22 protein-coding genes are annotated in these 21,136 nt (G+C 68.6%); 9 read left to right on the plus strand and 13 right to left on the minus strand.

The window, feature by feature from the left end; all coding sequences use genetic code 11:
• Positions 1 to 13: 13 nt before the first annotated feature.
• Together ACQ5DX_RS11945 and ACQ5DX_RS11950 are read left to right on the plus strand one after the other, a co-directional pair.
• The gene (locus tag ACQ5DX_RS11945; protein ID WP_430332822.1) at positions 14 to 643 is read left to right on the plus strand and encodes a TetR/AcrR family transcriptional regulator C-terminal domain-containing protein; all 630 of its coding nucleotides are present in this window, start codon (positions 14 to 16) and stop codon (positions 641 to 643) included.
• A 131-nt stretch (positions 644 to 774) separates the two neighbouring features.
• Positions 775 to 1,560, plus strand: a complete 786-nt coding sequence (locus ACQ5DX_RS11950) for an IclR family transcriptional regulator (RefSeq protein WP_430332823.1) — start codon at positions 775 to 777, stop codon at positions 1,558 to 1,560.
• A gap of 12 nt (positions 1,561 to 1,572) precedes the next feature.
• On the opposite strand, the gene ACQ5DX_RS11955 is transcribed toward ACQ5DX_RS11950, so the two are convergent.
• The 11 genes from ACQ5DX_RS11955 to ACQ5DX_RS12005 all read right to left on the minus strand — a co-directional run bounded on the left by ACQ5DX_RS11955 (position 1,573) and on the right by ACQ5DX_RS12005 (position 11,182).
• Positions 1,573 to 2,313 carry an SDR family oxidoreductase gene (locus ACQ5DX_RS11955; protein WP_430332824.1) on the minus strand — a complete coding sequence of 247 codons (741 nt, stop codon included), beginning with the start codon at positions 2,311 to 2,313 and terminating at the stop codon, positions 1,573 to 1,575.
• Positions 2,314 to 2,325: 12 nt separating this feature from the next.
• On the minus strand, positions 2,326 to 4,068 hold the full coding sequence (locus ACQ5DX_RS11960) for an IlvD/Edd family dehydratase (RefSeq protein WP_430332825.1): 1,743 nt from the start codon (positions 4,066 to 4,068) through the stop codon (positions 2,326 to 2,328).
• The gene (locus tag ACQ5DX_RS11965) at positions 4,065 to 4,973 is read right to left on the minus strand and encodes a 3-keto-5-aminohexanoate cleavage protein (protein WP_430332826.1); all 909 of its coding nucleotides are present in this window, start codon (positions 4,971 to 4,973) and stop codon (positions 4,065 to 4,067) included. The genes ACQ5DX_RS11960 and ACQ5DX_RS11965 overlap by 4 nt, the downstream gene beginning before the upstream one ends.
• Positions 4,970 to 5,599: a dihydroxyacetone kinase subunit DhaL gene (gene dhaL, locus ACQ5DX_RS11970; protein WP_430332827.1), complete on the minus strand. Its 630-nt coding sequence runs from the start codon at positions 5,597 to 5,599 to the stop codon at positions 4,970 to 4,972. Before dhaL ends, ACQ5DX_RS11965 begins: the two co-directional genes overlap by 4 nt.
• 32 nt (positions 5,600 to 5,631) lie before the next feature.
• Positions 5,632 to 6,630 carry a dihydroxyacetone kinase subunit DhaK gene (locus ACQ5DX_RS11975; protein WP_430332828.1) on the minus strand — a complete coding sequence of 333 codons (999 nt, stop codon included), beginning with the start codon at positions 6,628 to 6,630 and terminating at the stop codon, positions 5,632 to 5,634.
• A complete protein-coding gene (locus tag ACQ5DX_RS11980) occupies positions 6,627 to 7,061 on the minus strand; it encodes a hypothetical protein (protein ID WP_430332829.1) in 435 nt (144 codons plus the stop codon). The genes ACQ5DX_RS11975 and ACQ5DX_RS11980 overlap by 4 nt, the downstream gene beginning before the upstream one ends.
• Positions 7,061 to 7,492 (minus strand): hypothetical protein, encoded by a 432-nt coding sequence (locus ACQ5DX_RS11985; RefSeq protein WP_430332830.1) that lies wholly within the window; start codon positions 7,490 to 7,492, stop codon positions 7,061 to 7,063. Before ACQ5DX_RS11985 ends, ACQ5DX_RS11980 begins: the two co-directional genes overlap by 1 nt.
• Entirely contained in the window at positions 7,479 to 8,384 is a 906-nt protein-coding gene (locus ACQ5DX_RS11990; RefSeq protein ID WP_430332831.1) for a 3-keto-5-aminohexanoate cleavage protein, read from the minus strand. The genes ACQ5DX_RS11985 and ACQ5DX_RS11990 overlap by 14 nt, the downstream gene beginning before the upstream one ends.
• A complete protein-coding gene (locus ACQ5DX_RS11995; protein WP_430332832.1) occupies positions 8,377 to 9,144 on the minus strand; it encodes an SDR family NAD(P)-dependent oxidoreductase in 768 nt (255 codons plus the stop codon). The genes ACQ5DX_RS11990 and ACQ5DX_RS11995 overlap by 8 nt, the downstream gene beginning before the upstream one ends.
• Complete coding sequence (locus ACQ5DX_RS12000) at positions 9,141 to 9,686, minus strand: VOC family protein (protein WP_430332833.1); 546 nt, start codon at positions 9,684 to 9,686, stop codon at positions 9,141 to 9,143. Before ACQ5DX_RS12000 ends, ACQ5DX_RS11995 begins: the two co-directional genes overlap by 4 nt.
• Positions 9,687 to 9,826: 140 nt before the next feature.
• A complete protein-coding gene (locus ACQ5DX_RS12005) occupies positions 9,827 to 11,182 on the minus strand; it encodes an MFS transporter (RefSeq protein ID WP_430332834.1) in 1,356 nt (451 codons plus the stop codon).
• Between the two features lie 338 nt (positions 11,183 to 11,520).
• Here ACQ5DX_RS12005 and ACQ5DX_RS12010 point away from each other — a divergent pair, with 338 nt between their 5' ends.
• Together ACQ5DX_RS12010 and ACQ5DX_RS12015 are read left to right on the plus strand one after the other, a co-directional pair.
• Positions 11,521 to 12,423, plus strand: coding sequence for a sulfite exporter TauE/SafE family protein (locus ACQ5DX_RS12010; RefSeq protein ID WP_430332835.1), 903 nt, complete (start codon positions 11,521 to 11,523; stop codon positions 12,421 to 12,423).
• Positions 12,424 to 12,426: 3 nt separating this feature from the next.
• Positions 12,427 to 13,098: a FadR/GntR family transcriptional regulator gene (locus ACQ5DX_RS12015; RefSeq protein WP_430332836.1), complete on the plus strand. Its 672-nt coding sequence runs from the start codon at positions 12,427 to 12,429 to the stop codon at positions 13,096 to 13,098.
• Between the two features lie 54 nt (positions 13,099 to 13,152).
• Here the strand turns inward: ACQ5DX_RS12015 and ACQ5DX_RS12020 are convergent, their stop codons facing one another.
• Positions 13,153 to 13,374 carry a hypothetical protein gene (locus ACQ5DX_RS12020; protein WP_430332837.1) on the minus strand — a complete coding sequence of 74 codons (222 nt, stop codon included), beginning with the start codon at positions 13,372 to 13,374 and terminating at the stop codon, positions 13,153 to 13,155.
• A gap of 105 nt (positions 13,375 to 13,479) precedes the next feature.
• Complete coding sequence (locus tag ACQ5DX_RS12025) at positions 13,480 to 13,815, minus strand: hypothetical protein (RefSeq protein WP_430332838.1); 336 nt, start codon at positions 13,813 to 13,815, stop codon at positions 13,480 to 13,482.
• Between the two features lie 168 nt (positions 13,816 to 13,983).
• Here ACQ5DX_RS12025 and ACQ5DX_RS12030 point away from each other — a divergent pair, with 168 nt between their 5' ends.
• The 5 genes from ACQ5DX_RS12030 to ACQ5DX_RS12050 all read left to right on the plus strand — a co-directional run bounded on the left by ACQ5DX_RS12030 (position 13,984) and on the right by ACQ5DX_RS12050 (position 21,136).
• Positions 13,984 to 14,847 carry an SDR family NAD(P)-dependent oxidoreductase gene (locus ACQ5DX_RS12030; protein ID WP_430332839.1) on the plus strand — a complete coding sequence of 288 codons (864 nt, stop codon included), beginning with the start codon at positions 13,984 to 13,986 and terminating at the stop codon, positions 14,845 to 14,847.
• A 303-nt stretch (positions 14,848 to 15,150) separates the two neighbouring features.
• Entirely contained in the window at positions 15,151 to 16,488 is a 1,338-nt protein-coding gene (locus ACQ5DX_RS12035; protein WP_430332840.1) for a hypothetical protein, read from the plus strand.
• 50 nt (positions 16,489 to 16,538) lie between these two features.
• Positions 16,539 to 17,549, plus strand: coding sequence for a glutamate ABC transporter substrate-binding protein (locus tag ACQ5DX_RS12040; RefSeq protein ID WP_430332841.1), 1,011 nt, complete (start codon positions 16,539 to 16,541; stop codon positions 17,547 to 17,549).
• 4 nt (positions 17,550 to 17,553) lie between these two features.
• The gene (locus tag ACQ5DX_RS12045; protein WP_430332842.1) at positions 17,554 to 19,887 is read left to right on the plus strand and encodes a tetratricopeptide repeat protein; all 2,334 of its coding nucleotides are present in this window, start codon (positions 17,554 to 17,556) and stop codon (positions 19,885 to 19,887) included.
• 118 nt (positions 19,888 to 20,005) lie between these two features.
• Positions 20,006 to 21,136 (plus strand): lipase family protein, encoded by a 1,131-nt coding sequence (locus ACQ5DX_RS12050; protein ID WP_430332843.1) that lies wholly within the window; start codon positions 20,006 to 20,008, stop codon positions 21,134 to 21,136.

Raw genomic sequence — 21,136 nt, forward strand, 5'->3', positions numbered from 1 at the left:
GAGGAGCAAGGCAGTGCAGCTACGACGCGGCGATGTCCTCGACGGCGCCATGGCGATCCTCGACGAGTACGGCCTCGCCGATCTCACGATGCGCCGACTCGCCACCTCGCTCGGCGTCCAGCCCGGCGCGCTGTACTGGCACTTCCCCAACAAGCAGACGTTGCTGGGCGCGATGGCGGACCGCATTCTCGAGGGCGTCGACGCACCCGTGTCGTCCGAAGGATGGGACGAGGGGATCACCGAGCTGGCGCACCGGCTGCGGGCGGCCCTCCTGTCGCATCGCGACGGCGCCGAACTGGTCGCGGCGACGTACGCCTCGCGCATGACGTCGAACCTCGCCCGCGAGAGCTTCGTCGGCGCGGGGGTGCGTGCCGGCCTGCCGCGCCCCTACGCCGAGCTGGCGGCGTACACGCTGCTGTATTTCGTCCTCGGCCACACGGTCGACGAGCAGTCTCGGGCGCAGATGGAAGCGCTGGGCGCGCTCACCCGCACCCCTGCCTCACCCGACACCGAGACCGCCGCCGACCTCGGCACCGACGAGGAACTCCTCGACGGCGACCCCCAGGTGCGGTTCGACTTCGGTCTGGCGCTGTTCGTCGACGGCGTCCGCGCCCGGCTGGGCGAACCCGCGACGCGGCGCTGATTCACCGGAGATCCACCGCGCCCCTGGGTGTTCCGCGTGCATCACTGCCGAGTCAGCGACCTGGACCCCGACCGGGATCCACGGCCCGGGCGACTCGACAGCGAGGCCCCCGGGCACCAGAATGGTGTGCCGTGAGTCCCGTTCATCGGGCCGACGGTGAAATCACCGCGATCGGCCGCACCACCGAAATTCTGAAGACATTCCGTGACAGCCCAGGCGTTCTCAGCGCTGCCGCGCTGGTCCGGCGCAGCGGAATGGCGAAGACGACGGTGCACCGGATGCTCGGCGATCTTGTTCGGGTCGGGCTGCTCGAGCGGGTCGGTAAGGACTACCGGCTCGGCCTCCTGCTGTTCGAGCTCGGCGAATCGGTTCCGCGGCAACGGAACCTGCGCGAAGCCGCGCGACGGCATCTGTCGGCGCTACGCGAGGCGACCGGTCACAACGTCGGTCTGTGCGTGCTCGACGGATTCGAGGTGGTCTACCTCGACGTGTTCCGTGGTGACGACGGCCCCCGGTTGCCGCAGCAGATCGGCGGGCGGTGGCCGGCTCACGCGAGCTGTTCGGGGAAGGCGATCCTGGCGTTCTCCGAGTCGGGTGCGGTGTCCCGACCCGGAACTCTGAAGGCGTACACCGACAACACCATCACCGATCCGGTCGAGCTCGATCGTGAACTCGACCGAGTCCGCCGCCGCGGCGTGGCCTTCGACCGCCAGGAGGCGATCCGGGGCATCGTCGGGGCGGCGGCTCCGATCTTCGGCCCCGGCGAGACCGTTCTCGGGTCGGTGTCGATCTCGGGCATGGCCGGGCGGATCAATCTGACCCGCATCGATGCGGCGGTGCGTACCACCGCGGTCGCGATCTCCGGGGACCTGTCGCACGCACAGTCCGTCGTGCGGCCGGTGCTGCAGCGCCGCTGACGGATCGTCCGGTCAACCCCGGCCGGCGAACGGCATCCGGTTGGCCATGACGGTCATGAACGGGATGTTGACGTCGAGCGGAAGTTCGACCAGGCGCACGACCGCGTCGGCCACGTGCCGGGCATCGAAAGTCGGCTCGGCGCGGTAGGTTCCGTCGGCCTGGCGAGCGGAGACTCCGACCGCTTCGGTCATCGCCGTGGCGGCGTTGCCGATATCGATCTGGCTGCAGCAGATGTCGTGATCGCGGCCGTCGAGTGCGATCGACTTCGTCAAGCCGGTCACGCCGTGTTTGGTCGCGGTGTACGCGACACTGGCCGGTCGCGGCGTGTGTGCCGACAGGGAACCGTTGTTGACGATACGGCCGCCGCGAGGTGACTGCGCTTTCATCATGCGGACCGCCTCGCGCGCGCACAGGAATGCTCCGGTCAGGTTCGCCATCACCGTCCGATCCCAGTCCCCCGGGTCGATTTCGTCGATGCTTCCGGAGGGGCCGAAGGTTCCGGCGTTGTTGACGAGCACGTCGAGCCGGCCGTAGGTGTCGCTCACGCGCTCGAACAGGTTGCGTACCGACGACGCCGACGACACGTCGGCGGGGACCACCACGGCATGCGGGTGACCCGCGGCGGTCTCTTCGAGTCGGCCGCGACTGCGGCCGGTCAGCACGACGTGATGGCCGGCGTCGAGCAGCCCGGTCGCCATGGCCTGCCCCAGACCGGACCCGGCACCGGTGATGATGATGACGAGTTCCTTCATTGTTGCTCCTGTTCAGTGGTTGTCGCCGTGCACCGCGGTTCCGCGCTTGCCGACCAGGAAGTCGAAGTCGACGCCGCGGTCGGCCTGCAGGACGTGATCGACGAAGAGCCTTCGGTAGCCGCTGGTTTCGGTGACCGGAGCGGGCTCGCACTCCTCGGCACGGGCATGCAGTTCCTTCTCGTCGACGAGCAATCGCAGATGTCCTGCGGGCACGTCGAGTTCGATGAGGTCGCCGTGGCGCACCAGTGCCAGCGGTCCCCCGACCGCCGCCTCGGGCGCCACGTGGAGAACGACCGTGCCGAACGCGGTTCCGCTCATCCGGGCGTCGGAGATCCGGACCATGTCGGTGACGCCCCGTTCGAGCAGCCGCTTCGGCAGCGGCAGGTTTCCGACCTCCGGCATTCCGGGCGCCCCGACGGGGCCGACCCCGGTGAGCACGATGATGTCGCCGGGTTCGATGTCGAGGTCGGGGCAATCGATCCGGGCCCGGAAGTCGTCCATGCCGTGGAAGACGACGGCGCGGCCGGTGTGCCGCACGAGGTGTGGCGAGGCGGCGGACGTCTTGATCACGGCACCGTTGGGCGCGAGATTGCCGGTCAGCACGGCGATTCCGGCTTCCTTCCGCAATGGTGCGCGCCGCGCGCGGATGACGTCGTCGTCCCAGACGGGCGCGGACTCGACGTTCTCGCCGAGAGTCCGTCCGGTCACGGTGCGTGCGTCGGTGTGGAGCAGATCGCCGAGTTCGGCGATCACGGCGGGCAGTCCGCCCGCGTAGTAGAAGTCCTCCATGAGGTAGTCCCCGGACGGCATCAGATTGACCAGGAGCGGGATGTCCTGCGAATGCTCGGCGAAGTCGGACAGTTCGAGGGGAACCTCGAGCCTGCCCGCGAGGGCGAGGAGATGCACGACGGCATTGGTGGAACCGCCGATCGCGGTGTTCACCCGAATCGCGTTCTCGAGCGACCTGCGGGTGACCACCGCGGACATTCGCAGATCCTCCCGGACCATCTCGACGATCCGAACCCCGCTGTCGCGGGCCAGAACTCGCCGCCTCGAGTCCACCGCGGGTATCGCCGCGTTTCCCGGCAGGGTGAGCCCGAGCGCCTCGGCGATCGCTGCCATCGTGGAGGCGGTGCCCATGGTGTTGCAGTGTCCGGGCGAGCGGGAGGTCGCGGATTCCGCTGCCCGGAAAGCGCATTCGCTCATCGTTCCGGCACGGACCGCCTCGCTCATGGCGAACACCGACGTTCCCGAACCGATGGTGCGGCCCTCGTGCCGCCCGTTCAGCATCGGGCCCCCGGACACCACGATGGTCGGGAGGTCGCAGCTGGCCGCGCCCATGAGAAGTGCCGGTGTGGTCTTGTCGCACCCGCCGAGGAGGACCACGCCGTCGATCGGGTTGGCGCGGATGGACTCCTCGACGTCCATGCTGACGAGGTTGCGGTAGAGCATGGTGGTCGGGCGGACGATGGTCTCCCCGAGCGAGGTCACCGGGAACTCCACCGGAAAACCCCCGGCCTCGATGACGCCGAGTCGGACCTGCTCGGCGAGTTCGCGGAAGTGTGCGTTGCACGGCGTCAGTTCGGAGTAGGTGTTGCAGATGCCGATGACGGGACGCCCGTCGAACATTCGGTCGGGGATGCCCTGATTCTTCATCCAGGACCGGTGGATGAAGGCGTTGAGGTCGTTGCCGGCAAACCACTCCCGCGACCGCAATCGGCGCTCCCCCGATCTCGTGGCGGTGTCACTGCTCATTCGGTGCCCTCGATCGATCCGACCCTGTCCAGTCCGAGAATCGCGCGGGCCTCGTCCGATGTGGCGGGTGTCAGGCCCAACGACTCGACGATGCCGACAATGTGCTCGACGAAGCGGACGTTCTCCGTCGGCTCACCCGGTACGAGGCACGGGCTGTCCTCGATTCCCACGCGCACATGGCCGCCGAGCAGCAGCGCGTGAGTGAGCCCGCGCATCTGCTCGGCACCGCTGATACTCACGGAGAACACCGCATCGTCCGGCAGGAGTCCGATCATGTTCTGGAGGATCTCCGGGGTGTACGGCAGGGCGTTCTGGAACGTGCGATCGAGCCCGAGCACCATGTTCACCAGGTGCGGTCCCGGTTGCCCCGCGGTCAGCGTCCGGATCTCCTGCAGCAGATGGGAGGGCCCGAACGCCTCCCATTCGGGTGCGATCCCGCGGGCGCGCATTGCAGCGGCCAATTCGGCGGCGCGACTGGGTGGGGTGTCCATGAGCACCTCGCCGGACGGCGACGAGATGTAGGCGGTGATCGCGTCGAGGGTGCACGTGTCGGCGCCGCCGTCCAGACCCGCGAGGCGCGCGACCCAGTCCACGATGCGGGTGCCGTCAGCACGGGTGCGCACCATGTCGCCGTTCACGCCACCGCCGGTCGAGTTGTTGATCACGATGTCGCACCGTGCTCGGACGAGATCGTTGATGCGCCGGTAGATCTCGCCGTCGCACGTCGCCTCGTCGTCCGGGCGGCGGGCGTGGAGGGCCACCATCGACGCGCCGGCGGCCTGGCAACGTGCGACGTCGTCGGCGATCTCCTCGGGTTGGGTGGGGACGTAGCGATGGTCGGCCTTCGTGAGGAAGCCGCCCGTCGGTGCCACCGTGACGATGACCTTGTCGCGCAACGTGTTCACGCCTCCCCTCCCGCTGTCGGGGCCGACGCGAAGAACATCGCGATCGCACGGGCGCCGGGATCCACGACGCCGCGGGCGTGGTCGCCGACGTAGCTGGCCCGCCCGCGCCGGGCGACCAGGTCGCGGGTCGACTCCGCGCCCTGCTCGGCGGCATCACGGGCCGCAGCCAGCGCCGGCAGCAGGTCGTCGGAGCGTGCCGCCCCGGCGAGGAGTGCCTCGGTGGCAGGCACCATGGCGTCGACCATCGTCTTGTGGCCCACGTCCGCCTTGCCGAGGCGTCGGACGGACTGGGTGGCGGTGTCGATCGCCGCGGCGAGGTCGGTGACGCTGACGGCAGCACCTCGAACGTCGGCGATGCGCCCGAACCAGAGTCCGAGGAGTGGTCCGCTGGTTCCGCCGGTGCCCAGGAAGGCGTCCGAGACACGGGTGAAGACCTCGCCGGGGCGGGTGGGCGGGTGGGCATCGATCTCGGCCAGTGCGGAGCGCACGGCGGATCGCAGGTTGAGCCCGAAGTCGCCGTCGCCGACCTGGCGATCCAGTTCGGTGAGGTTGTCGACTTCCGCCTCGACGTAGGCGGCGAACCGCACGATCCAGGCCCGGGTCGGTTCGAGCTGCAGTGTGGTCATCTGTTCCTCCAAGTTTCGAGCCATCGCCGCGATCACCACGTCAGCGCCGGTGTGCGTACCGGGTCGTCCCACAGCTCGACGAGATCGTCCGAGGCACGCACGAGGGTGATCGACAGTCCGTGCATGTCGAACGACGTCACGAACGAACCCGCAAGCAGCCGGATGTGCCCGATCCCGCGTTTGTCCAGCGCCCGGACGAGTTCGCGGGTGGCGATGGCGGGCTCGAGTTCGTGCGTAGCACCGAGGCCGTTGACAATGGCGATCACGTCGTCGCCCGTGCCGATCGGTCCGCCTTCGACGAGCTGTTCGACGAGGTCGTCGACGAGCTCTGCCACCGGGGCAAGGGGGCGGGTGCCCCGGCCTCGTTCGCCGTGGATGCCCACACCGAACTCGATCTCGTTCTCGGCCAGGTCGAACGACGGCCGGGTGTGACCCGGTGGTGTGCCCGCCCGCAGCGCGACGCTCAGCGTGGACGAGGACGCCACGACCCGTCGGCCCAGCTCAGCCACCTCGTGGAGCGTGCGCCCGCGTTCGGCGGCGGCACCGCAGATCTTCTCGACAGCGAAGACGGCGGCGGTGCCGCGGCGGCCTGGACCGTCGTCGGCAACGTCGTCGGTGGCGAGATCGTCGTCAACGACCACGATCTCGACCTCACGATCACCGTCGAGCAACTCGGCAGCGATGTAGAAGTTGAGCATGTCGCCGGTGTAGTTCTTGACGATCAGCAGCGCCCCGTGGCCGGTCTCGACGGCCTCGACCGCCGCCCGGACCTGCAGGGCCGTAGGGCTGGAGAAGACTGCGCCCGGCACGGCGGCGTCGAGCATGCCGGGGCCGACGAACTGCGCGTGCAGCGGTTCGTGTCCGGCGCCGCCGCCGGACACCAACGCCACTTTCGGCCGGCCGCGGCCCGCGCGCACGACGTACGCGGGATCGGCGTGGCACACGATGGTGTCCGGGTACAGCAGTTGCAATCCCTCGAGCGCCTCCCGGGTGACGTCCTCGGGTTCGTTGACGAAGTGCCGGGTGGTCATGAGTTCTCCTCGACTGTTTCGACGCGCTCCGGCGCGATGCGCTGGGCGAATGCTCTGACGCCGGATCGGACGGTGTCCCCGACCCGCAGCCCCGCCTCGTATGCGGGTCCGTTGACGTACGAGAGGACGCCGTTGTGCCACATGTCCATCCCGTTGCTGATCTCCGCGGAGTCGTGGCCGACGGCGGCGCCGGGGATGCCGGCCTCCCCCATCGCGACGATGCCGGAGATCCCGGCCGATTCCTTGCCGATGCCGGCGTCGTTGAAGACGGCAAGCGCACAGTCGATCTCGATGGCCAGGCGCCCGGATTCCTGCCCCCCGTTCGATGCGGCGACCAGGATCCGGCCCCCGTCCCCTGTCTCCACCTGGGACATGCTGTCCATGACGACGATCTTCCTGCCGTTCTCCGACCCGATGATGCTGCGGAACATCACCATTCCTTTCGTGCGGTCAGTTCCAGGAGTTGCTCGCGCAGTGGTGCGCCCACCCGGATTCCGAGTCGCTGCGCGACCTCGTTGACGTAGCTGACGATGCCGTGTTCCCACCCGTCGGTTCCGTCGCCGATTCGTGCGGTGTCATGGGAGACACCGATGCCCGCGATCCCGTCGGCGGATACCGCGGCGAGCCCGGCGACGCCGGCCCGGTTCTTGCCGATCCCGGCGTCGTTGCACACCACGACGGCGACGCCGAACGAGGTGGCGTACTCCCCGGCGCTGACGCCGCCGTGGGAACCGGTGACGAGGAAGTCGCCGGACTGGGCCGGGCCGGCGAACGCGATCGAGTCCGACACCCAGATCCGGACACCGCCGCCGGAGTCGTAGACCACTTCGGGTTCGGCTCCCGATGTCTCAACGAGTCGCACGACGGGTCACCCCCAACAGCTCACGCGCCTGCTCGGGAGTGGCGGGCTCGCGCCCGTGGCGACGCGCGAGGTCCGCCACGTGCGCGACCAGTTCGGGGGTGGACGGATACCCGAGTTCCGCATAGTGATGATCACCGGCGCCGATCGCCACGTGCCCACCGCGGACGATTGCTTCCTCCGCGGCCTCGAGCACGCTTCCGCGGTAGGCGGACACGATCCATTCGACGGGGACGCCGACAGGGAGCAGGTCGAGCTGGGCCCGCAGACCTGCAACGGATGCCGGGTGCGCGGCGGGGAATTCGTCCCCACCGAGGATGAATGCGACGACCACGGGCGGTGGTAGTGGCCGGGACCGGGCATGCGCGACGATCGCGCGCGTCCAACTGACGTTGAACGAGGTCAGGTACGGCGTCATGCCCAGTTCCGCGGCCCGGTCCAGTAGTTCGGTCTGGGTGCGGGTGTCGTTGAGGAACACCCTGTCGTCGGTGACGAACCGTCCGGACCGCGGGTCGACGAGATCCATTGCCGCGAGGCCCATGTCGACGACCAGGAAGTCCGAGCGGGTCTGGGGCTGCGCCTGGTTCGGGGCGAGGTTCGACAGCCGCTGCGTCACCGAGTACCCGGGCACGTTGGCCATCGACGGCGCCAGCAGCAAATCGGTCGCGGCGCGGACGTACGCGATGATCTCGCCGTAGGTTCGCGTCGAGTGGTCTACGCCGCCGTCGGGGGTGCGGCCGTGAAAATGCATGAGGGACGCCCCGGCTGCTCGGGAGGCCGCTGCGGTGGCGGCGATCTCCGCGGGTGTCCACGGGATGTGCGGGTTCGGTTCCCGCATCGTGTTCTCGTTGACGTGGATCCCGATGACGACGGGCTTTCCGACGGGGTCACGCATCGCGGTCTCCTGCCGAGACGCGCCATCCGGCGCCGATGGACTGGCCGCCGTCGACGGTCCAGGTCTGTCCGGTGACGAAGCCGGCGCCCGGGCCGGCCAGGAACGTGATCACCTCGGCGATCTCGTCCGGTTCGGCGTAGCGGTGCAGCGGAATAGCCTGCAGGATGGCGGCTTTCGCCGCGGGATCCTGCGCCTTGATCGCCAAGGTAGTCAGGGTGGAGCCGGGTGCGACACAGTTGACGCGGATACCTTCTTCGGCCAGCTCGAAGGCGAGTTGGGTGGTCAACGCGACGACACCTCCCTTCGACGCCGAGTACGCCGCCCGGTCCTGGCTGCCGCGCAGTCCCGACACCGACGAGATCGTCACCACCGAGCCGCCGTGAGCGCCGAGCAGGTCGACGAACGCGCGCGACACCGTGAAGGTGGCGACCAGGTTGACTTCGAGCGTATGCCGGAACGTGTCCGGTGCGGTATCGCGAAGTGGTGCGTTGCGGGCGACGCCGGCGCACGTGACGACGGCGTCGGCCCGGCCGAACCGCTCCGCCGTGGCCGCCACGAGACGGGTGACCGCGGCGTCGTCGGTCACGTCGATCTCCACGTCGAGCACGCCCGGCCGTTCCTGCGTCGTCCAGTCCCGGGATCCGACCGGGGCGAGGTCCGCCGCGACGACGTCCCACCCGAGTCGCAGGAACCGCGCACAGGCGGCCCGTCCGATCCCGGAGGCCCCGCCGGTGACGACCGCTACCTTGCGCCCCGTCACCCGAGCACCGTCCTCATGTCGCGCACGGCGTCAGTGCCGTCCCAGTCGACTGCCGCCGCCGCGACGGCGCGGAAGAGGTCGCCCTTGCGTCCGCTGATCTCGGACAGCTCGAGCACCGTGCCCGGGAACGGGCCCTCCTCGAAATAGGCGAAGCGTTCGTCGGGTGCACCGCTGCCGGACAGGCCGCTCTGCAGTTCGGTCAGCCCGAGGTCACGCGCGGCGTCCAGGTGTCGATCGAAATCGGTGGTCCAGTACGCGACGTGCTGGAGTCCGGTGTGCCCGCGCCCGCGGAAGTCCTTGAACGCGGACGGTTCGTCGTTGTGCTGCTGAATGAGTTCGATCTGGGTGTCGCCGCTCTGGGCGAGGGCGACGCTGAATCTCGGGCTGCTCGGGACACCGCGGAACCGGAAGTCGTTCAGCGGCTGATCGTCGATGTGGAAAAAGGGTCCGACGCCGAGCTTCTCGGTCCAATGTTTCATCGCGGCGTCGATGTCGTCGACGACGTAGCCCAGCTGCCGAAGCGGGCCGAAGATTCTGCTCATGATCACCTCGTGTGTCGAACACCGCCGGAAGGAGCACGACGGTGTGAAGTCGTGTCGAATGTTGTCGTCCGACCTGGACGATCGGAACGCGCGCGTACCGATCAACGGGACTTTCGATGAATCAGGTCCCGCGCGGCGTACTAGCGGTCGGTTCCGACGAGTTCCTCGGGTTCGGCCGGTCGGACCACGGTCCGAGACGGGCGCGTCGCGTATTTCAGCGTGAGCACGATCGCCGCGGCGAGCGCGAGGACCAGCGAGTACACGCCGATCGCCGGCGTGAAGCTGCCCGTCGCGTCCTTGATCCACCCGGTGACCTGCGGGCCGAAGTATCCGCCGAGGTTGCCCATTCCGTTGATCACGCCGAAGCCGGCCGCGAGCGCCACGCCGGTGAGGAAGCTGGACGGCATCGTGATGAAGATGCTCATGGAGCTGTAGAGACCGATACCGGCGATGCAGAATCCGATGATCGCGACGACCGGTGTCTCGAAGAAGGCTGCGGCGATGGCGAATCCGAGTGACGCGACTCCTGCCGCGATCGCGAAGTGGACGGGACGCTCGCGGCGCCTATCCGAGTGCCGAGTCCACCAGATCATGGGACCGATCGCGAGCAGGGCCGGCAGCGCGGCAATCCAGCCGACCTGCGTTGTCGTCATTCCGAACTGCTTGTAGATCTGCGGCATCCAGATCTGGAAACCGTTCAGACTGAATGTGAAACAGATGAAGACGAGGATCAGGACGAGGACCCGCGGGTGGACGAGTCCCTGCCAGAAGCTGTGCGAGCCGGACTCGGACGCGGTGTCCGCCGCCTCCTCGTCGAGCTTCTTCGTCAGCCAGCCCCGCTCCTCAGCGGTGAGAAACTCGGCCTGGGCGGGCGAATCCCGCAGCACACGGAAGCACACGAACGCCATGATCACCGCGGGAATGCCGGTGAGGATGAACACCCACCGCCAGCCGGACAGCCCGAGGAACCCGTCGATGGTCAACAGATACGTCGTGATCGGGGTTCCGAGACCGGAGATACAGATGAACGTCACGATCCAGGCCATCGCGCGCCCACGGTCCGCGTTCGGGAACCACCGCGAGACGAAGTACAGCATGCCCGGCGAGAATCCCGCCTCCGCGATGCCGAGCAGCACACGGCAGATGACCAACGTCGTCGCGCCCTGGACGAAACCCGTCGCGATCGTGACGATGCCCCAGGTGATCATGATTCGCGTGATCCATCGGCGTGCCCCCACCCTGGTGAGGATGTAGTTGCTCGGCGGCTCGCAGATCGTGTAGCTCCAGAAGTAGATGCCGGCCGCGAAACCGAACATCGACGCGGAGATTCCCAATTCCTGATTCATCGTCAGTCCGGCGACGCCGATGTTCAGACGATCCAGATAGAGAACGATGTAGGCCAGCCCGACTACGGGCATGAACCGCAGCATGACTTTGCGGACAGCGCGGGCCCCCAACGGGTCCACGACCTCGTCTCGTACTACTTCTCGACGCATGTTCCACCTCGTGACTTCGCTCGCATCACTGTGATGCGCGACACGAGAAAGATGCGCGCTGCATCCGCGCTTGCCCACCGGAAAGTTCCGATCATCGGTCCTTCCTGTAGGCGCGACCCCGCAGACGTTACGGCGTCATTCGATGCCGTCAGCACCGCTCTGCCTCACATCCGCAATCGCGGCTCCGCGCCGGGCCGGGCAACCGCCCCCTAAGGGACCACCCGCGATCATCCGGCCGGGACCTACCCCGCGAGGTTCGCAGGATTCATCCGTTGACTACTTGTCTGACAACTACTACTTTGCTCCTCGTAGCCCACCCACCTGACAGGAGCAGCACGATGAGCACGACAATCACCTCGGTTCCGCGACCGAGCGACGACGCGGGCGGTACCAAGACCGAACTGGGCGTCGGATTCGTCGGCGGCGCGATCGGCGGACTCCTCGGTGGCGGCAGCGGTGTCTTCTTCGTGCCGGCACTCGAGAAGCTCACATCGCTGCCCCGCCCCACCCTGCACGGGACGGCGGGCGCCGCGAACATCGCGGTGACCGGGATCGGTGCGGCAACGTTCGCATTGGTCGGCGGCTCGGTGGACATGCGCGCCGGAACCGGACTCCTCGTCGGCGGAACGCTCGGTGCGTTTCTCGGCGCGAAGCTGATTCTGCGGATACCCCATCGGGTCCTGCGCTGGTTGTTCGTCGCAATCCTGCTGGCGACCTGCACCAAGCTCCTACTCGACACCGCGGGACTCGACCCGCTGCAGGGATCGGCGATAGTGCCGGAATCACTCATCGCCAGCCTCTGGTTCACGGTCCCGGTTTCGCTGATCGTTGGTTTCGTGATCGGCGCCTGGGCAGCCGGGATGGGGCTCGGCGGCGGGCTCCTCGCGGTCCCCGCGTTGATGCTGCTGTTCGGAACGGATCTGCAGACCGCGGAGGGAACGTCGCTGCTGATGTTCTTCCCCAACGCGATCGTGGGGACGATCGTGCACGCCAGGCAGGGCACCGCCTCGATCCGCCTCGCCACCGTCCTGAACATCGGAGCGCTACCCGGCGCAGCCATCGGTGCACTCATCGCGCTGTCCCTCGACCTGAAGGTCCTCGGGGTCGTCTTCGCGGGATTCTGCCTGCTCGTCGCGGCGCGGGAACTGTATCGGATGCGCGGTGAACGCACGCGTCTCGCGGCCTCCCTCAGCCGGGCCACCGATAGCATGGCGACGGAGATGTCACCGACCGAGGAATGACCGATGGATGCACTGACGCGGGTCCCGCTGTCGCAGCAGGTCGCGCAGGCGCTGCTCGACGAGATCGCCACCGGCCGCTGGGAAGTCGGCGAACAGCTGCCCGGCGAGATGGACCTGGCCGGACGGTTGGGCGTCGGGCGTTCCACGATCCGCGAAGCGATCCGCCAGCTCGCAGCGCGTGGGGTGCTGACCACGAAACAGGGCGTGGGTGTCTTCCTCACCTCCGCGACACCGGTCGAGCCCTGGGACCGACTCGCGCAGGTCGGCGCGATCGCCGAGGTACTGCAGGTACGGGTCGCCATCGAGTCCCGAGCCGCAGCCCTCGCCGCCACGAACCACGACGACTCCGACGCGGGCGCGATCCGGCGGGCCCTCGCCGACCGCAACCGGATTCTCGGCGGCGACCCGGCGGAGCTGGCGGCGGCGGACATCAGTTTCCATCGTCGAGTGGTGGCCGGCGCGCACAACAGCCTGCTCATCGCGCTGTTCGACAGCCTCCAGCAGCGCCTGGTCGAGGCGATGACCGACTTCCTCGCCCTGGTCCCGGCCACCCCGGAGGACGCCGACGAGCACGCCGAGGTAGTCGAGGCCGTCCTGTCCCATGACGCCGAACGCGCCGAGGATCTGACCCGACGTCACCTCCTCGGACTGGCGCGTTCGCTGACGGACATCTGAGGCCCGCGCGGCCACAGGCGGCTCAGCGACGGGCACCCCGGCCCGACCGCCGTCTCACGACCGTGAGAGGTCGCCACGATCCTCGGCGGCGAGTTCCGATCGCGTCCGCGAACGCGGCGCGAGCACGGACGTGCACAGGAAAGCCACCACCGCGAATCCGGCTGCGACAAGGCCCATCTCGCCGGATCCGGCGGTTCCGGATTCGAGTACGACCCAGATCCAGAACCCGGAGACCAGCAGGAAGACGCTGGCGGCCGAGCAGGTCGCGAACCGCATCCGCCAGCACCGTTCGCTCCGAGCCGGCCAGTGCCGAGTCGACTCGATCGCGAGATAACCGGCAAACCACACGGGGCGCTCGGATCGACTACGTCCAGGCGTCGGTCACCCGGCGCCGTCACGGCGTTCGGACACGACCAGGCAGATCATCTTGTCAGCCGCCACGAGGTCTGCGGTCTCGACATCGCCGGCCTCGAGCAGCGCCTGCTCACGCGCACCGAGGGCGTGTATCGCCTGGGCCAGTTCCTCCGGCTCCATTGCCCAGGCCGCCGCGTGCACGGGCGACGACGTCATCCGGCGATGGGCCCGCCACTCGTGCCAGGCAAACCCCAGCAGCAACAGGACCGTCAGGACGATCGGGATCGCCGCCAGCACCACCAGCCAGGTCGGCGGGGCGACCATGTCGCCCGAGTAGTCACCGCTGTATTCGCCGAGACCCATACACGCATCCCCCCAACGCCGTTCTGTCGGACGTACCGATGTTAGGTCGTCGCCGAACTCGTCCGGCAGCATCTCCCACTCGATGGGTACGAGCGGTGTGAGCCGTGCCGCACGGAACTAGCGTCCGACGCGGTGGTGGGACAGCCCCACCCGACTCTGGAGGTAGAGATGACACTTCCCCTCATCGGCCAGTCCGCCCTCGTCCTCGGCGGCGCCGGCGGCATCGGTGGGGCCGGCGCCCGCGCGCTCCTGGCCGCGGGGGCGTCCGTGACGATCATGAGCCGCGACGAGAACCGGATCTCGACCTTCGCGGCCCAACTCGAGCAGGAGGCACCCGAGGGCACGACCGTCGACTACATCGCCGGCGACTCCCTCGTCGAGGCGGACGTCGCCGACGCGGTCGAGCGTGCCCGGCACGAGCGCGGGCTCGACATCTGCGTCAGCACGGTCGGACGTGGCAGCACGATTCCGTTGCTCCTCAACAACGCCGACGACTTCACCGCAGAGTTGCGCACCAACATCACCAGTGCGTTCGTCGCCATCAAGGCGTGCGTCCCGGCGATGGCCGAGAACGGCGGCGGGTCGATGATCTTTACCTCGTCGGTGATCGCCGCACAGACCTTCCCCTACATGAGCGGCTACTGCGCGGGCAAGGCCGGTCTCGAGGCGCTGGTCCGCACGGCCGCAGACGAATTCGGCCATCTCGGAATCCGGCTCAACTGCATCCGGCCGGGCCTGGTGAACTCCCCCGACAACCCGAAGGTCGCGGCCAGCTTCTCCGGCGAACGGGCGTCGGCCTTCCTGGACCAGACGCCCCTGCGCCGCCTCGGGGTGCCCGACGACATCGCAGGCGCGATCCGCTTCCTCGCCGGACCGGAATCGTCCTGGGTGACCGGAACCGCGGTCACCGTCGACGGCGGAGCCCACATGCGGCGCGCACCGGACATCCAGCAGCGGCTGCGCGACGAGCACGGCGACCAGGTGGTCGACGAACTGCTGCGCGGCCGGATCCCTGCCGACCTCCGCGGATAACGACGGCCCCCGGCTGCCGTAACCGACATCACACCGACCTCGACGGAATAGACCACGGAGGGGCGGCGTTGTGATGTCCGGATCGGTGCGCTCCGTGTCCCCCGGGCTCAACACATTGCCTTCGCAGAGTTCCGTCCGGCTGGAGCTGCGTTGCGCCTTTCGCCGTGAGGCGACCGAGCGCACCGGTCCACCCTCTTCGCACACCGTGACGTACGAAACCTCCCCGGAGTAGGAAGGAAGTACGGGTGAGACGGCCACGAGTCGCTGCCGGTCTCGACCCCTCACCCGGGGAGGAGTACACCGGTGTTGTCCCGCCGCGGCTCCGGTACGTCCGCTGCGGCCCCGACTCTGGACGAGGCGCGTCTCGTCGATCCCGAGCCGCGACCCCTGTCAGCGCGCAGAATCGCCGCCTCGACCCCCGGCAAGCTCACGCTCGTCGGAGTGGGGTTGATCGCGCTCGTGCTCGCTGCCGGCGCGCTCACCTCCGTCGCCATCGTCGCCCGCGAGCAGCGGATCAACACCCTGCACCTGGTGACCGGGCCCCTCACCAATTCCACTCAGGAGCTCTACAGCTCCCTGTCGATTGCCGACGCAGCGGCCACCGCCGGTTTCCTGTCCGGCCGGGTGGAGCCGGCGGCGATCAGGAATCGCTACAACCAGGCGATCGGCGAGGCGTCCACCGCACTCGTCTCGACGACGAGCGGCGTCACGGCGAGTGACACAGAGGCGGCGGAGCTCTCGAGAAACCTGTCGGTCTACTCCGCGATCGTGGCGACCGCACGCGCGAACAGCCGCGTCGGAAATCCGATCGGGGTCTCGTACCTGAACGAGTCGTCCGCGCTGATGCACGACGCCATGCTGCCGACGGCCGAGCACCTGTATACGAAACACGCAGAGGCCCAGGCGAACACACAGCGGCACCTCGCCCAGCCTCCTTGGGTCGCGCTGGCGCTGTGCGTCGTGGCGCTGATCGCACTGATCGTCGCGCAGCGCTATCTCGCCAGACTCAGCCGTCGCCGGATCAACCCGGGCCTGATCGTGGCGACCGCCTTGATGGCGCTGCTGGCGGTCTGGCTGTCGGTCGCCGGACTGTTCTCGGTCAACGCCAGCGCACACGACATGGCGGCCGCCGAAACGACGGACGCGCTCGTGCGGGCGCGCATCCTGGCCCAGCAGGCCCGTGCCGACGAGACGCTGGGGCTCCTCCGGCGCGACACCGACACGCAGAGCGAGCAGGACTACACCCGACACATCGCGGACCTCGAGCGGATTCTCGGCGAACAACGCACCACGCCCGCACCGACCGACGCGTCCGGGCGTGCCGTCGGCGATGCCGTCGCCGCACTCGACGGCTGGCAGAAGGCCCACCGGGATCTGCGCGATCGCCTCGGCGCCGGTGACTATGTCGGGGCGGTGGCCGTCGCGGTCGACGGCGGACCCGACGGCGCGCCGGCGCAGTTCATGCGACTCGACGACGCCTTGCGCGGCGATATCGGGAGCCTCCGAGAAGAGGCCAGCGGGTACACGTCACGCTCGTGGACCTCACTCAGGCTGCTGGACGTCGGCGGTGCGACGCTCGGTGTGCTGTGCGGGTTCGCGATCGGCGCCGGACTCTGGCCTCGACTCAGCGAGTACCGGTGACCGCGCGCGTACAAAGGATAGGGAAAGCCACAGTGCGCACAGGTCACGCAGTGAGCAGGACACGAACGTCAGCAGGAAGGGCGCGGCGGCCGACAGGACGTCGCCGGCTGATACTGGCGTGTGCGGTCGGCGCGAGCGTCCTGACCGGGTGCACCACCGTCCACACACCGCCACTCGCGCCGGTCGGCAACTACACCGCTCTCCCACTGCCGAGCGGAGCCCAGGTCCTGCCTCCGGCGACGACCACGGTTCCCGGAGTCAGCGCATGCGATGCCACCGCCAGCCTGCGCCCGAACCCGCCGGGAGTCGTCACTGCGGGCCCCAAGGTGTCCGAGATCCAGGCACGCGGGCGTGTGATCGTCGGTGTCGACCAGCGCAACTACCTGTTCAGCACCAGAGACCCTGTCACCGGCAACATCGAGGGCTTCGACGTGGACATCGCCCGTGAGATAGCCCGCGATCTGCTCGGCGACCCGGGCAAGGTCGAGTTCCAGATGATCAACCCGGCCGACAGGATCCAGGCGGTGCAGAACTCCACCGTCGACATGTTCATCATGTCCACGACGATGACCTGCTCTCGCGCCGAGCAGATCGCCTTCTCCGCCGCATACTTCCGGGCCGGCCAACGGTTGCTGGTCTCGAACGACTCCGGGATCCGCCAACCCGCGGACCTGGCGGACAAACGAGTCTGCACGGTGGGAGACACCCCGACGATGTACACCGTGCAGCGGCTGATCCCGAACGTCGAGGTCGTCGCTGTAGCCGACTGGGACGACTGCCTGGTCGCCCTCCAGCAAGGACAGGTCGATGCGGTCGCCACCGACGATGCCCTGCTACTCGGCATGGCGGTGCAGGATCCGAACCTGCAGATCGTCGGTCCCGTGATGGAGGTCGCGCCGTACGGCATCGGCTTCAACAAGAAGGACGACGACCTGGTCCGCGCAGTCAACGGCACCCTCGAGCGAATCGGGAGGGATGGCACGTGGACGAGCATCTACAACCACTGGCTCGCCGGCCTCGGACCGTCGCCCGGTCCCCCCGCTCCTCACTACCGGGACTGAGCGGATGACTCCACCGATGAACCACGAGGCCGACGACGCGGCGACCCATCACACCGAGGCTGCGAACGCCGCCGCGGCCGACACGGCCGACACGGCTCCGTCCGCCCGCGAGACGGACCCGACCACCACCGGCGTGACGCGCGCTGCGCCGGCGCCCGGACGGTCGGGCCGGAGCAGACGACGCAGGCCGCGGGTGACCTCCGGCCGCCGTCTCATCGGCGAAGGACTGGTCGAGATCCCCGTCATCGCCCCGCTCGACCCTTCCTCCGCGATGCTGAGCGAACCGGTCGTCGCCGAGAGCAGGCGGTACTGCACGAAGTGCCACAAACCCGTAGGACGCGCGCAGGAGGACGAGCCCGCGCCGAGCCGGGGGGTGTGCAGCGTGTGCGGCACCCCCTTCTCGTTCCATCCCCAGCTCGAACCCGGCGAACTGGTCGCCGGCCAGTACGAGGTGCAAGGTTGCATCGCCCACGGTGGTGTCGGCTGGATCTACGTCGCCATCGACCGGAACGTCGACGATCGCTGGGTGGTCCTCAAGGGGCTGCTACACGCCGGCGACCCCGAAGCACAGGCAGTGACGATCGCCGAGCGACGCTTCCTGGCCGAGGTCACCCATCCGGGCATCGTCAAGATCCTCAACTTCGTGGAGCACCCCTCCGCGGACGGCCGCCCGATCGGATACATCGTGATGGAGTATGTCGGGGGCACCACGCTCAGGGATCTGCTTAGGGCGACGTCGAAACGGGCGGCGCCGCGACGGATGCTGCCGCTCGATCAGACTCTCGGCTACATCCTGGAAGTCCTGCCGGCGGTGAGTTACCTGCACTCGATCGGGCTGATCTACAACGACCTGAAGCCCGAGAACATCATGATCAGCGAAGGACAGGTCAAACTGATCGACCTGGGCGCCGTCGCCGCGATCGACGGCAGCGGATACATCTACGGAACCCCCGGCTTCCAGGCCCCCGAGATCGTCACGACCGGGCCGAATGTGGCCACCGACATCTACACCGTCGGACGCACCCTCGCCTCGCTCACCGTGAACCTCCCTTCGAAGCACGGCCGACTTCTCGACGGCCTTCCCGATCCGGCAGACGAACCGCTCTTCCGACAGCACGAGGCGTACTACCGCGTGCTGAGGCGCGCGACGAATCCGGATCCTGCGCAACGCTTCTCATCGATCGACGAGTTGTCCACGCAGTTGACGGCACTCCTCCGGGAGATCTCGTCCGCACAGTCCGGGGAACCGCGACCAGGGCTGTCGCACCAGTTCAGTCCCACACGCGGCAACTTCGGCACCGATCTGAGTGTCCGACGGACGGATGTATTCGTCGACGGCCGACCCCACGACGGGCGACCGAACCCACTAGTACTGGGTCGGGCCTTACCCGTTCCGCTGGCTGACCCCACCGATCCTGGGGCCTCGCTGCTCACAGCAGCGATGCAAGCCCCGCCTCGTGAACTCCTCGGGACCCTCCGCGTCGCGCAGGAGCGGAGTGCCGCCGCTCGCCACGGTCGACTCGAGGACAGCCTGGAACTGCGCCTGATGGAGGTGCGCGCACGCCTCGACCTCGGCGAGGCCGATCGGGCCGCTGATCTGCTCGACGAGCTCGCTCGGGAACGCCCGCACAGCTGGCGGATCAGCTGGTATCAGGGGTTGTCCGACCTGTTGCGGGGCGAGTTCGAGGCGGCGTTCGCTCGCTTCGACAGTGTGTTCTCCGCGGTACCCGGCGAGTCGGCACCGAAGTTGGCGCTGGCCGGAACCGCCGAACTGCTGATGACCCGGCATACCGGCGACCCTACGATCGTCGACTCCGTTGCGGCCCAAGGACACTGGCGGCGGATCGCCGAGCGCCACTACCGGACGGTGTGGCAGACGGACCACAGTCTGGTCAGTGCCGCCTTCGGCCTCGCCCGCCAACTCGAGGCCCGCGGCGATCAGCCGGGCGCCGTGCAGGTCCTCGACCAGGTGCCGTCGGGCTCCCGACACTTCGGTGAGGCCCGGTTGACGACCGTTCTGGTCCTGGTCAGCCGTCCGGTCACCGAGATCGGCGAATCCGACCTACGCGAAGCGGCCGATCGCGTCGAACGGCTCCCGGAGACGGAATCACGGGCACTGCAGATGCGTGCGTTGGTGCTCGGTGTCGCAGTGGATTGGCTCGTGTCCGGCCGGTCGGCCGGATCGGATCCGATCCTGGGCGTCGAGTTCACCGAGCGTGGCCTGCGCGCCGGCGCCGAGGAGGCGCTTCGGACTCTGGCCCGCGGCACCGCCACGCGCACGCATCGTTACACCCTCGTGGACCTCGCGAACGCGATCAGGCCCAAGACCTGGGTGTAGCGGCGTTCGCGCTCCGTCGGTCATGGTCGCGCGATCGGCCGTATCCGGGTGACACGCGTACCGAGGAGCGCACAATGGAGATGCACGGCGGAAGCGGGCGGGAGCCGAAGGTGGCGCGATGATCCGACGACTGGTGGGCCAGGTGGCGCTGGCACTCGCGGTGGCAGCCGCGAGCCTCGGCGTCGCGCCTCCGGGCGTCGTCGCGGCCCCCGCCGATACCGTCCCCGGGGTGGTCGTAAACACCAGCGACCTGGATCGGGCGGCGTGGATCCCGGGCGCCACCAGCGGCATCCGCGTCACCTACTGGACCATCGGTCCGCTCGGCCGACCGGCGCTGAGCACCGGCGCGGTGTTCCTCCCGCCCGGCGATCCTCCGCCCGGCGGCTGGCCGGTGGTCTCGTGGGCACACGGCACCGTGGGGCTGGCCGACCGCTGCTCCCCCACGGTCACCGGCAAGATCGGCGGGCCCTATCTCGGGCACTGGCTCTCCCAGGGCTACGCAATCGTCGCGACCGACTACGTGGGACTCGGAACCCCGGGCGTGCACCCCTACCTCGACGGATCCTCGGAGGCGCACAGCGTCGTCGACATGGTCCGCGCCGCGCGCGCGGTCGAGCCAAGCCTCTCGCCGCACTGGGTGGTGCTGGGTCAGTCGCAAGGCGGCCAGGCCGCGATGGTCACCGCGGCCCTCGCGACGCGGTACGCACCGGAACTGGACTACCGCGGCGGGGTCGCGACCGGGGCGCCGTCGAACCTGGAGAATCTGACCCCACTGGTCCGCCCAGGCTTTCCCAAGCTTCCCCTTACCGGCACCACGGTGTTCATCTCGTACGTCATCGCCGGATTACGCGCCACCCGACCGGATCTCGACATCGACAGCTACCTCACCGACGTCGGCCGCACCGCGGTCGCGGCCGCCGAGACGGAGTGTTACGAGGAGATGGCGCCACAGCTGCAGAACGTCTCGATCGGCGACCTCGTCGTCCGCCCGCTCGACGACCCGGTACTACTGACGGCGATCCGGGAGATGCTCGGTGTGCCCACGACCGGCTACGACCGCCCGGTGTTCCTGGGTCAGGGTCTGACCGACGACGTGGTGCCGGCGCCGCTGGCCCTGAAACTGGCCGCGGACCTGGCGGTGAATCGCCAGCCCGTCACGTTCCGGACATATCCCACCGGACATCTGCAGACGATGCTCGCAGCACTCCCCGACACGACACCCTTCGTGCGCGGGCTGTTCGGCGACTGA

The sequence above is a fragment of the Rhodococcus sp. ACT016 genome (assembly GCF_050477185.1).
GTDB lineage: Bacteria > Actinomycetota > Actinomycetes > Mycobacteriales > Mycobacteriaceae > Prescottella.